Below are 12,590 nucleotides of genomic sequence, written 5' to 3' on the forward strand. Positions count from 1 at the left end.
TTGCTAACTTGCTAGACTAAGATGTCACACACTCGACGCTAAGCTATTTCGATGTCGAGACTAACGCAAATATCTTCGAGATTTAACTCTATCCATTGCGGGTTAATCGGCCCCCAATCAATGAGTTGATAGTAGCCAGCATTATGACGTTCACCATCTTGAACAAACTTTATTTCCACTCCAATATCTAACATGGCTGCTAATGTATCTTGAATGGTTCTTCGTGGCATTTTAGTTAATTGATGTAAGGATAATAAATTGTGCTGCTGCTGATGAATTAAGTGGCACAAGAAAATTTTTCGCAAAAAGGCTTTATGAGCCTTTGAAATCGGTTGGGGAGCGATCGCTTGAGCAACACTTAAAGAGTGAGAAGATTCCATAAATACTATTTCCATGTTTAGATATAAACAAAGTAATAGATTGCACTTTGATTAGAAAGCAGTTTTTAGATTTAATTATTTAGAATAGCCTCTGTATTGGCGCACATTCTCTAACCATAAATAGTACTCTAAACCATAAATAGTGCTCTGTTCATAGATAGTGCTCTAAAGTTTACAAAAATCCAGACATAGCTAAACAAAAACACGATAAGGACAATCAATGACTTCAAAGTCAGACTTACCTACTTCTTCCCCCGAGTTGTCCACGGCCAAAGACTCTCAAGCGCCAGAGGTATCGGAGCTGGATCCACAACAAAAGAAAGTGCAAGAGGAGTCCAAACAAGATCCGTTGCAGTTTCAGAAGCCAAACGATAAACAGTTAATTGACACTTCAGAGTGGACGCCTTATACCGATTTAATACTTCAAGCGGTTGATAAAAATTACCCCAAGCAAATTGCACTGCAAACAGCAGGATTAGTGTTCATCATTATTACTGCTGTAATGTTCATCATGAACATAAAAGAGCAAGCAGGTTTAACTGTTTCATTAAAAGTAATTTCAGTAATTGGATTATTTGGTTTTATTGCGGTTTATCTACAATATAAAGCGGCAAAGAACCTGTGTTACGGCGTGCTAGAGCATGAACTTGTGGTTCGAAAAGGGCTTTGGTGGATATCTACAACTACACTGCCGTTTACTCGATTACAGCATGTCAGTCTGTCACAAAACCCACTACAAAGACGGTTTTCACTTGCAACGTTAAAGTGCTTTAGTGCCGGTAGCGGCGCGGCAGAAATTTACTTACCTGGATTACTATTTAATACTGCAGAACACCTCAGACAGCATTTATTGAATAAAGCGACAATTCATCAATCCGCTTCAGATCAATCAGGGTCCCATCAATCTGCGTCAGGGAACTCTAGCCAAGCAGAACAAGATACCGATATTCAAACAAAAACGGTTAATACAAATAGCAACAAAACCAGTGTTCCTTCAGAGTTGACTGAGAGTGACCCAAAAGATGACTAAGCCAAACACTCCACTATCGCCCTCTCAACAAGTCGATGCTAAAAAGAGCTTTAGTCAGTGGCAGTCCCTTTCCCCTTGGTCAATGCTCAGCTTTAGTTTTGGAGCGACAAAAGCAATTTTAACCAATGGTTACGCGCTCATTCCTATTTTTTTTGCTGGCTGGCAAAATGGATTTAACCTGCAACTTGGTGTTATTGCCGCCTTAATCATGATGACGCTATTGAGTATCTTTGCCTTCATCCAATGGCGTAAATATCGCTTTAAGCTTAATACACAACAACTCAATATAAAGCGTGGATTACTGTTTACTCGTAAAGATGAGATCCCGTTTAACAAAATTCAAAATATCCGTTTTGAACAACCTTTTTATTTTAAGCCGCTTAAGCTAGGCACTTTAGTGATTGAGACTGCTGGTTCTAAAGATGATGAAGCGCATTTAGCCGCCCTTAATGCCAAGGATGCGGCGTTAATCAAACAGCAGTTATTACAATTAACGCCTGATGCTAATCAGTCAGATTTAAATCAAACACTCAGCACAAATAGTCAATCAGCAGATGACAGTGAAGTTGAAAGTCACGCTAAGGGGCAGACAAACTCCCCTAGTATCACGCTGGTTTTTAAACGTGATTTAAAGCAATTAGTTCAATTCGGGTTTTATCAAAATAATCTAATCTGGTTAGCTGTTATCGCAGGGCCAATAATAGGTCAAGTAAACTGGGAGGAGATTGCTGAAATACCCGTTATCCAGCAAATTTGGACAAGGATAGTGAGTTTTAGCGGTGAAAGCATCGCCTTGCAAGTTGCCAGTGGCGCGCTGCTATTTGTGTTCATTTACTGTCTATTCTCACTAATATCGATTCTCGCTGCGGTATTAAAATACTATCCCTACCGTTTAGAAAAAAGACAGCAAACCTTACAGCGCAGCGGCGGAGTGATATCTCACCAACAAGATGCATTAGCGATTAAACGAGTTCAATTACTGCATTTTTGTCAGCCAGTGCTTGCGCGGATTTTTGGGGTATGGACCCTTTACTTAAAACAAGTAAAAGGCCAAGAGGTAGAACAAAAAGCAGCGCAACATATGCTATTGCCTACCGTTAAAACAGCAGAAATCGCAGCTACATTGAATAAAATCCCTGAGCTGGCTGTAGGAAATCAGGGCATTCCTAAAAGCTACCAAAGCATTGCTTTAGCATGGTTTACAAGACGTGGCTGTATCGCTTTTTTACCTGCCGTTTTACTCACTATAGCTGAAGGAGTAACGGTAGTTACACTCGCCATTTGGTTAGCGGCTTTAATCATAATGGGATTAACGTTTTTACGATACAAGCAGTGGGGTTATGTCATTGAAGCTGATGCTGTCTGGCAACACACAGGCCTTTTAAGTCGCAACTGGAAAAGAATTCCTTTTAGTAAGGTGCAGCATGTATCGATCACTCAAACAAAGGGGCAAAAGAGCAAAGGCTATGCCTATCTCACTTTAGGGCTTGCTAGCGGGAGCTTAACCCTGCCCTATATCAACCAACAAGATGCGCATCTCATCGCGGAAAAAGCCATGATACGCACCAAACTTGATTCGAGTAATTGGATTTAACTTACTATAAAGCTAAAGCTTAGTGATAAGTTACAGGCACCAAAGAGTAATAAGCATTTGAGCTACTAGATTTAAGTAGCTCAAGCCTTCACTAACAGGATATTTTGTGGTTTACAGCTGTAAAAAGCTTATACCTACTTAACCACTAACACAGGGCAATCAGCTTGATTAGCCACTTCTTCAGCCACATTGTCATGTAAGAAATGTGCAAGACCGGTTCTGCCATGGCTTGCAATAACAACCATGCCGATATCACCACTATTGGCTTCTGCTACAATCTCTTCAATTGCATCACCGCGTCTAATGAGGGTTTCAATTGAGAGATCTGTTTGCAACTCAGATAGTAGGCTGCGCATTTTTTCAGCTGCTGCCTCTTCCATGCTTTTAGCGAGCTCTTCCGGCGTTATTGCCAAGATCATATAGTTCTCATCACCTAGAGGCTGATCGACTACATGTAATATGCGGATCCCAACTTGATATAAATTGGCCATTTCTATGGCATAACGTAAAGCATGTGATGCGGTTTCAGAAAAGTCTGTCGGCCATAAAATATTACGTGAACGCATAGTGATTCCCTCCTGCAGATTGAAAGACAGATAAATGATTTACCTATATTGTTCAGATAAGTCATCGTTATCCTTATCGTCACCGAGATTGATTAAACCTATAACAGGTTAACGATACTCTATATGAATGTACCAAATTTGAATGTACCAAATTTGAATGTACCAAATATGAATATACCAAGGTTTTTTTAAATACGCTTAATCATTACCCTTACAAAATCGATACGTGTCGATTTACCTTTAGTTAAGTCTTTGTAAAGTCGAACTATCACAACAGATTGAGTGGCCTTTCTTGTTAATTCCCCGTTATTAAAAGTGTAGTGTAATTCTTAAAATACCGCTTTGATGTAGCGCAAAATGCTGCTCTAATTTTAAACAACTTGCCATTTCCTCAATAGTGAGCCATAGTAAACCGACTAATCAGTCGGTTTACTTTTAACCATTACAATTTAGCCATTATCCGCTTTAGGTTTAATGCTAGGAGATCTTATGAATATGGCAGTCAGTGAAAATCAGCAAACGGCATTGCAGCAGCTACTTGAACAGCAACGCAATGCGTACCTTTCAATGCCAGCTCCTAGTTACCACAGCCGAATCGATAAACTGAATAAGCTAAAAGCTAGACTACTTAAATACAGCGATCAATTCGTCAATGCATTAGCGGCTGATTACGGCCATCGCTCAAGTAACGACACCATGATTTCAGACATCATGCCGTGTATTAATAATATTAATTACACCACAAAGAAACTTAAATCATGGATGAAGCCTGACAAGCGTCATGCGGGTTTATTACTTGCACCCTCTTCTGTAACGGTTCACTACCAACCACTCGGCGTAGTAGGCATTATTGTGCCTTGGAATTTTCCGGTAATGTTGGCTGTAGGCCCTTTGATTACCGCGATTGCTGCGGGTAATCGCGCCATGCTTAAAATGTCAGAGTTCACCCCAGCCACTAACCAAGTACTCACGACTTTACTTGCAGAAATATTTAATCAAGATGAAGTGGCTGTTATTGAAGGTGAAGCTGATATTGCCGCTCAGTTTTCGGCGCTGCCGTTCGATCATATGTTGTTTACTGGCTCAACCACTGTTGGGCGCCACGTTATGCGTGCAGCTGCTGATAATTTAACACCAGTGACACTAGAACTAGGTGGTAAATCACCTGTTGTTATAGCGCCAGATATTGATATTGCCACAGCAGTCGAGCGACTCATCTATGGTAAGTGTTTAAATGCTGGCCAAATCTGTGTCGCACCTGATTACATTTTATGCCCAGAAGATAAGGTTGATGAACTCATCAGTGAATATCAAAAGCGCTTCAATAAGATGTACCCTGACTTTGCCTCTAACCCTGATTACGGCAATGTCATTAATGAACGCCAATATTCGCGTTTATTAGCTGTATTGGAAGATGCTAAACAAAAAGGTGCGGTGATCCACTCTGCGACCGAATACAATATTGATGCTAATGTTCGTAAATTACCGACACAATTAATCACAGCCACCAGCGATGACATGACTGTGATGCAGGAAGAAATATTTGGCCCATTACTGCCGATCATCAGTTATCAAAATATCGATAAAGCCATTGACCACATTAACCAAAATGAGCGTCCTCTAGCGCTTTACATCATGAGTTTCGATAGTGCGACACAGCAACACATTATTCAAAACACCCATTCAGGTGGTGTTTGTATTAATGAGACAGTATTCCATGTTGCTGCTGATGACGCGCCATTTGGTGGTATTGGTCCATCAGGTATGGGTCATTATCATGGCAAAGAAGGCTTCTTAACGTTCAGCCATGCTAAAACAGTCTTAAAAAGCGGTAAATTCAACTCTGGTATATTTGTGCACCCACCTTACGGCACAAAAATCCAAGCATTATTAATGAAGATGTTTTTACGATAAGCCATTTTCAATAGATTGCCTCTTGATTCAATAAGCTGTGGATTCAATCTATCCATCAATGGCTTATTGTCTCAAAAAATGGAGAATGCATTACAAGTGATGCTTCTCCAAACTTTGAGGACCCTTAAAACAATCAGCAGAACAATCTTTAGAACAAAAATTAGGAAAACCTATGGCAAATACAATGAAGTTAACCAAAACGGACAAAAAACAGGCGATACTCGATGCCGCATTGATACTTTTTGTTGAGCAAGGTTTCCACGGTACTTCTACTGCCTCTATTGCTAAAAAGTCAGGGGTTGCCACAGGCACCTTGTTTCATCATTTCCCCACTAAAGAAGCGTTATTAAATCATTTATTCGTAGCCGTTAAGCAAGAGTTTGCCGACTCAATTACTGCTTCAATGGCCGAACCAGCAGTTGATGAAGTGGCCATTCAATTAAATGATGACACTATTACAGGCTCAACTGAATTGAATGCCAGTCAATCTCTTTCAGCTGACGTTAATTCTTATCATGTAGAGAATGCAGCAATGCTAAAATACAGCGCTAAGCGTTTATGGCAGCATGCTATCGACTGGGCGTTGCTTCACCCTATTAAACAGAGATTTTTCTTACAGTTTTCACTGTCATCAGAAATTGATGCAAAGATCCGCTCCCAAGCCATGAACAGTATTTTGCACTTTATCATTGAACTTATTGCCAAAGGTCAGCAGCTTAATATTGTTGCTAACTTCCCATTAGCACTAATGCTAGAAAACTGTCACGGACAATATCTCGCTGCCATTCGTTACTTTACTGATAATCCGCAATGGGGCCATGATAAGAGTCATCGTGATGCGAGCTTTGAATTGTTTTGGCGTTCCATGAAGGCCTAAAGACTGTAGCCCCTCTCCTAATGAGCAATGCATTAACAACCACTGCCGACGTCAATTTGCTCGAACATTATAATTCGCTCAAACATTACCATTAAACACTATTGCATTTTTAACAAAAGTCATTTGTAACAATTGCCATTTTTGATAGTTAAGTTTGCCGTTAAGATAGCTTCAATTCGCAATTCATTGAGTAAATATCATGACAGCAGCACTCTTTAATCCTATTAAACTTGGTCAATTAACGCTGGCTAATAGAATCGTAATGCCTCCAATGACTCGTTCTCGAGCCAGTCAACCAAATGATAATGCTAACGAGATAATGGCCACTTACTATGCGCAGAGAAGTAGCGCTGGCCTTGTCATTGGTGAAGGTACTCAAATATCACCTATGGCGAAAGGATATGCTTGGACACCCGGCATTTACTCGGATAAACAGCTGTCAGGATGGAAAAAGGTGACTGATGCAGTACATGCCAATAACGGTATTATGTTTGCCCAACTTTGGCATGTGGGTCGCGTCACTCACCCAGATAATATTAATGGTCAGCAACCGATATCTTCATCTGCCATTAAAGCTGACAACGTTAAAGTCTTTGTCGATGGTGGGGACAATAACCCAGGTTTTGTTGATGTGGTTGAGCCCCGTGAAATGACTAAAGCAGATATACAGCAAGTAGTCGCTCAATTTAAACAAGCTTCGCTTAATGCCATTAAAGCTGGCTTTGATGGCATCGAATTACACGCTGCCAATGGTTACTTAATTAATCAATTTATTGATTCTGAATCTAACCATAGAACAGATGAGTACGGCGGTTCACTTACCAATCGTTTACGTTTTTTAGATGAAGTGATCAGCGCAATGGTTGAAGCCATTGGTAGCGACAAAATTGGCGTTCGCTTAGCCCCTTTAACCACATTAAATGGCACGGTTGATGCGACACCAGAACTCACATATACCGCTGCAGCTAAATTACTTAATCAACACAATATCGCATATATCCATATCGCTGAGGCTGATTGGGATGATGCGCCAGTGATGAGCACAGAGTTTAAACAAGCGCTTAGGGAAGCATTTAACGGAATAATGATTTATGCCGGTAAATACACCACCCAAAGGGCTGTTTCTGCCATTGAATCTGGGCTTGCCGATATGATCGCTTTTGGGCGCGCTTTCGTAGCTAATCCTGATTTGCCCGCCAGAATTAAACATGGCCAGGCTTGGGCAAAACATAACCCTGAAACCCTATTTGGCGGCGATGAAAAAGGATTAACCGATTATCCGGTTTTCTCGTAATTAGCTCACACTCTCTTTAGATCAGTATTATCATTACGAACTAATATTGCCTGAGCAAAAGAGTTCGGTAAAAGTTAGGAATTAATATGTTATTTTCAGAATTTCCCTTAGCAGGCAGCACTCTAGCCAATCGAATTGTAATGGCACCCATGACACGTTCGCGCACCTCACAACCTGGTGATGTGCCTAATGATTTAATGGCATCTTATTATCAACAACGTGCATCCGCTGGGCTTATTATTGCTGAGGGGACACCTGTTTCTGCGGTAGCCAGAGGCTATTCGTTAACCCCTGGTATTTATACTCAAGCCCATATTGATGGCTGGAAAAAAACCACCGATGCGGTGCACCAACAAGGCGGAAAAATATTTCTGCAGCTATGGCATGTGGGTAGACGTTCCCACAGCGATATTGCAGGTGAACAACCCGTTGCGCCTTCTGCAATAAAGCAGCCTGATCAAGTTTATGGTCCATTGCCCGAGGGCGGATTTGGGATGGTTGAAACCTCAATCCCAAGAGCCATGACAATTGAGGATATTGAGAAAACAATCGCAGACTTTGTTCAAGGGGCTAAAAATGCCATTGAAGCTGGATTTGATGGGGTTGAATTACATGGCGCCCATGGCTACCTAATAGATCAGTTCATCCGAGAAGTTAGCAATCAACGCCAAGATCAATACGGTGGTAGCCAGCAAAATAGACTGCGTTTTCCACTTGAAGTGATCAATGCCGTTAATGATGCTATTGGCGCAGATAGAGTGGCTATCCGTTTATCTCCATTAGTGGGTGAAGGCTTTAAAGAAACTGATAGCGATATTATTGAAGTCACTGAGCTGCTACTGAAACAACTTGCTCCTATGAAGCTTGCCTATGTACATTTTTCAGAAAATATTGGTGATTATACTGAAGCAACTGATAGTTTCAGACAGCGAGTTCGTAAAATCTATCCAAACCCAATTATGGTAGCAGGTAAACTTAATCAACAAAGTGCCCAGGCGCTTCTCGACAAAGGTTATGCCGACTTGGTCGCATTTGGCACTCCTTATGTCACCAACCCAGATTTGGTAGAAAGGTTTAAACATAATATTGCACTGACAGAGTTTGACGCTGATGCAAGATTAACGCTTTATGGTGGTGATGCCACAGGTTATACCGACTACCCTGCAGCAACCTAAGCTCAGCTTTTTTTGATTCAATCCTGTTCAATCTATTTGGATCCAGCTTTATTAAAGCTGGTCTAAGTTTAAGTCTACATCAAAACCAAACAAAAACGCTTATCGTGCACTGGCTACGATAAGCGTTTTTTATAGATTAAAACTGCACTAAAAAGCTTGAAAGAAAATGCCCAAGGCACTGAATATTCCCACAAACCATGCGATTGAGCGCATAGTGGCAATCCCCTTCAAATAAAGTAAGTGATAACTCACCCGCGCAATAACATGCACAATCGCCAAGGTAGAAACTAATGGGCTGACCTTATCTGTTGCTATGACCACTAGGCAGCTGATACCAAAAATAAGCAAAGATTCGAATGCATTTTGGTGTCCAGCCAACGCTCTTGCTCCTGCACCCGTTAATTGTGCTTGTTGGGATCTTGGATGCGCATTGTCATAGCCTCCTAGCTTTGCCATGGCAACGGCCACAGGTCCTTTAGCTAAATAAGGTAATAGCATCGCGATGAATAAACAGATAAGTAAAGTTTGCATATATGCTTCCCAGCTTGGATAAATAATAAGTCGTCAGTTAAGCATTTTTTTCAACGATTAGACAGTGCTTAATAATCGGGCGCGAATATATTTACCTCGATGGTTTGCTCAGCATCAGTACTCACTTTTTAAATGTTATCGACAAAACCTTTCACTTTAGGCGTATCAAATCTGAAGTAGCACTTTATCGTTTTCAATTAGGTAAAATTGATCTTCACTATTTAGACTTAATCAGTCGCTTTGGCTGTGACTATGACTATGACTATGACTTAGGTAACCAAAGCTTGACACTCAGCCCACCCTCTGCACGATTTTGCATGGTGATATGCCCGCCATGGGCTTCAACAATTTCACGACAAAGCGGCAAACCAATCCCTGTGCCAGACTGCTTAGTTGAGTAAAAAGGTAATAACGCTTGAGATAAGACTTCGCTGGACATCCCAATACCATGATCTTCAATGATAATAACAATGCCGGATACTGGATGTGTCACATCTTGCATAGCTAAAGTGACCAACTCTGTTTCTGAGCCAGATTCATGGGCATTTTTAAGCAAATTAATCAATACTTGTTCCAGCTGCACACAGTCTAATTCAAGTGACACCTTAGGTAATTCAGACGTTAACTTGAAAGGATATTGCTGAGCTAATTGCTTCACTAACTGAGCCCAATCAACCGGAGCTTTTCGTGGCAGTGGCAATTTAGCAAATTGAGCATAGTGAGAAATAAACTGACTTAAATGAGCGGTTCTGTTTTCAATCGTATCAAAGATTAATCCTAACTTGTCGTTGCCAACATCTTTAGTTAGTAGCCTTCCTGAATTCACCATAGAAGCAATAGGCGCGACTGAGTTATTCAATTCATGACTGATAATTCTGATCACTTTTTTCCATACCGCCACTTCTTGACGGTTGAGCTCTTTGGTTAATTGTTTGAGTAGAATCAAATGATGCTGTTGATTATTTTGGCTAAAACTGCCCCGAGAAATATGCCATGACTCCAACTCTTCTGCACCCGTTGTCGTATTAGACGCATTGGTTGTATTAATTGAAAATAAGCCTTCATGCTCACTATTAAGCGCCTCTTTTAACGCATTTGGCAGTTCGGCGATTAAGTCACCCAGCAGCATTCCCTCAATACGAACGCCTTGATTAAATAGGTGCCTCGCTGCATCGTTGGCGTAAATAATTCGCTGATTATCATCCACCAGCAACATAATGTTAGGTGAGTTTTGAATGACTTTATCTAACATCAATTCTCGCTGATAGATAAACTGCCTTTCACTACGCAGTTTAGCGGATGCTTGGTTATAGAGTTCGGCAAGGGAGTCGAGTTGTGGCTCGCCATAACCATGAAGCGATACACTAAACTCATTATCTTTAAAATTGAGTAAACCAACTTCAAGTGCTTGTAAACTGTCATGTAAAGTTCGGGTCAGCCACATACTCAACAAGAAACAGACTCCAGCAGCAACCACAATAGCAAGCCAAAGCTGTTCTTCCCCCAAACTAAACCAAACCGTCCAACCACATAGACCACTTAAAGCAACGCTTAACAAGTTACCAAGTACTAACTTACTGCGTAATTGAAGCGTTTTTCTCATGGGTTTCATTCACTTTTATTAGTCATTTAAGCGTTATTATTAAGCCAGTTTACGGTTCTAAATGTCACGAGTCAGGATTAATACTACTTGGAAGATAGGCCATATTTGTCCATGCGCCGATAAAGCGCTTGGCGGCTTAACCCTAACGATTTTGCTACTCTCGCGATTACACCATTATGGGCTACCAATGCTTGCTCGATCTGCTGCTTATCAGGGTCGACTGGTTGCGCTGGTTGCAAAGTTTCAGCGAGCTCTTCGCTAGATTGCTTTTCTCGACTAAGTTCGCGATTAGGTTTGCGATTAGATTCGCGACTAAGCTCTCGATTAGATTCTTGATTATGTTCACGCACTTGATTAAGTGTTTGATGAGTCTGTGGCGACAAGCCTAAATCGGCCAAAGTCAGTAAAGCATTGCTGGCTAATAACACGGCGCGTTTACACACATTTTCAAGCTCTCTGACATTGCCCGACCAAGCATGATTTAACAGTGCTTGCTGCGCTGGTTTATCAAAGCTAAATTCATTGCCAACAAAATATTGGGCTAAGGGTAAAATATCATCAACGCGCTGATTAAGCGGCGCTATAGCAAGTTCAATGACATTTAAACGATAAAACAAATCTTCTCGAAAACTACCGTTATTAATGTCATCAGCTAAATCGGCATTGGTCGCACTTATCACCCGTACGTTCACTTTGCGGGTTTGATGACTACCGAGACGCTCAAACTCACCCGTTTGTAATACTCTAAGTAACTTTACTTGTCCCGATAACGGCAGGTTGCCAATTTCATCTAAAAATAAGGTACCGCCATCAGCTGCTTCAAATCGACCAATACGGACTTTATTCGCCCCAGTGAAAGCGCCTGCTTCGGCGCCAAACAGTTCAGCTTCTAATAAATCCATTGGCAGAGCGCCAATATTGACCTTAATGAAAGGCTTATCTTTTAATAAGGAATTAGCTTGAACGATATCGGCAATCTTATCCTTACCCGCACCATTGGGACCGGTGATCATCACTGACACATCGGATTTTGCCACTTGTAATGACAGGTCAATACAGCGCTGCATCGCGCCACTACCAAACACCATCCCGCATAAATCTGCGTCATTAATGGCACTCATTCGCTCTGAGTCGACTCTTGTCAGTTGGTTATTTTGCTTAGAAAGGTGATAAATCGATAATAGATTATTAATGCTCGTGAGTAGCTTGGCGTCATCCCAAGGTTTGCCCATGTAATCGGCAGCGCCCGCTTTAACTAACTCAACGGCGGTTTCTAATTGAGTCCAGGCTGTCATCAGAATAATCGGTAAATTGGGCTGTTGCTGACGTAAGGTATAAAACAGCTGCTTGCCCTCTTCACCTGAAGTGGTGTCGCGCGTAAAGTTCATGTCTTGGATCACTAAGCTAATATCTTGCTTAGTGACAATGTCGATTGCCTGTTGCGGGGTTTCACAACTCAATGCCTTATAGCCATGAATGTCCAACATCAATGTTAGTGCACTACAAATGGCACTGTTGTCATCAACGACTAAAATACTGTCCATGGGTGTCTAGGTACTCTATTAATGTAAACTTAAGTTATTCAGATAACGCTACCGTAAAACGATAAATTTTACGAGTAAATAG

11 protein-coding genes are annotated in these 12,590 nt (G+C 41.2%); 6 read left to right on the forward strand and 5 right to left on the reverse strand.

Translation table 11 applies throughout. The annotated features are described in order from the left end of the window. Window positions 1-38: 38 nt before the first annotated feature. Window positions 39-380, reverse strand: a complete 342-nt coding sequence (locus tag L2735_RS07520) for a winged helix-turn-helix domain-containing protein (protein ID WP_248984110.1) — start codon at window positions 378-380, stop codon at window positions 39-41. 220 nt (window positions 381-600) lie between these two features. Between L2735_RS07520 and L2735_RS07525 the strand changes: the two genes are divergently transcribed. Together L2735_RS07525 and L2735_RS07530 are read left to right on the forward strand one after the other, a co-directional pair. Continuing rightward, window positions 601-1,410 (forward strand): PH domain-containing protein, encoded by an 810-nt coding sequence (locus L2735_RS07525; protein ID WP_248984111.1) that lies wholly within the window; start codon window positions 601-603, stop codon window positions 1,408-1,410. Continuing rightward, complete coding sequence (locus L2735_RS07530) at window positions 1,403-3,004, forward strand: PH domain-containing protein (protein ID WP_248984112.1); 1,602 nt, start codon at window positions 1,403-1,405, stop codon at window positions 3,002-3,004. The genes L2735_RS07525 and L2735_RS07530 overlap by 8 nt, the downstream gene beginning before the upstream one ends. A gap of 134 nt (window positions 3,005-3,138) precedes the next feature. On the opposite strand, the gene L2735_RS07535 is transcribed toward L2735_RS07530, so the two are convergent. Then, on the reverse strand, window positions 3,139-3,570 hold the full coding sequence (locus tag L2735_RS07535) for a universal stress protein (RefSeq protein ID WP_248984113.1): 432 nt from the start codon (window positions 3,568-3,570) through the stop codon (window positions 3,139-3,141). 489 nt (window positions 3,571-4,059) lie between these two features. On the opposite strand from L2735_RS07535, the gene L2735_RS07540 reads away from it, so the two are divergent. The 4 genes from L2735_RS07540 to L2735_RS07555 all read left to right on the forward strand — a co-directional run bounded on the left by L2735_RS07540 (window position 4,060) and on the right by L2735_RS07555 (window position 8,830). Further along, the gene (locus tag L2735_RS07540; RefSeq protein WP_248984114.1) at window positions 4,060-5,484 is read left to right on the forward strand and encodes a coniferyl aldehyde dehydrogenase; all 1,425 of its coding nucleotides are present in this window, start codon (window positions 4,060-4,062) and stop codon (window positions 5,482-5,484) included. A gap of 172 nt (window positions 5,485-5,656) precedes the next feature. Beyond that, window positions 5,657-6,361 (forward strand): TetR/AcrR family transcriptional regulator, encoded by a 705-nt coding sequence (locus L2735_RS07545; RefSeq protein WP_428848299.1) that lies wholly within the window; start codon window positions 5,657-5,659, stop codon window positions 6,359-6,361. A gap of 199 nt (window positions 6,362-6,560) precedes the next feature. After that, the gene (locus tag L2735_RS07550; RefSeq protein ID WP_248984115.1) at window positions 6,561-7,655 is read left to right on the forward strand and encodes an alkene reductase; all 1,095 of its coding nucleotides are present in this window, start codon (window positions 6,561-6,563) and stop codon (window positions 7,653-7,655) included. An 86-nt stretch (window positions 7,656-7,741) separates the two neighbouring features. Then, window positions 7,742-8,830 (forward strand): alkene reductase, encoded by a 1,089-nt coding sequence (locus tag L2735_RS07555; protein ID WP_248984116.1) that lies wholly within the window; start codon window positions 7,742-7,744, stop codon window positions 8,828-8,830. A 147-nt stretch (window positions 8,831-8,977) separates the two neighbouring features. Here the strand turns inward: L2735_RS07555 and L2735_RS07560 are convergent, their stop codons facing one another. The 3 genes from L2735_RS07560 to L2735_RS07570 all read right to left on the reverse strand — a co-directional run bounded on the left by L2735_RS07560 (window position 8,978) and on the right by L2735_RS07570 (window position 12,508). Continuing rightward, window positions 8,978-9,361 carry an MAPEG family protein gene (locus L2735_RS07560; RefSeq protein ID WP_248984117.1) on the reverse strand — a complete coding sequence of 128 codons (384 nt, stop codon included), beginning with the start codon at window positions 9,359-9,361 and terminating at the stop codon, window positions 8,978-8,980. Window positions 9,362-9,623: 262 nt separating this feature from the next. Further along, a complete protein-coding gene (locus L2735_RS07565) occupies window positions 9,624-10,964 on the reverse strand; it encodes an ATP-binding protein (protein ID WP_248984118.1) in 1,341 nt (446 codons plus the stop codon). 83 nt (window positions 10,965-11,047) lie between these two features. Further along, window positions 11,048-12,508, reverse strand: a complete 1,461-nt coding sequence (locus L2735_RS07570) for a sigma-54-dependent transcriptional regulator (protein ID WP_248984119.1) — start codon at window positions 12,506-12,508, stop codon at window positions 11,048-11,050. Window positions 12,509-12,590: the final 82 nt, after the last annotated feature.

The sequence above is a fragment of the Shewanella olleyana genome (assembly GCF_023283825.1).
Lineage (GTDB): Bacteria > Pseudomonadota > Gammaproteobacteria > Enterobacterales > Shewanellaceae > Shewanella > Shewanella olleyana.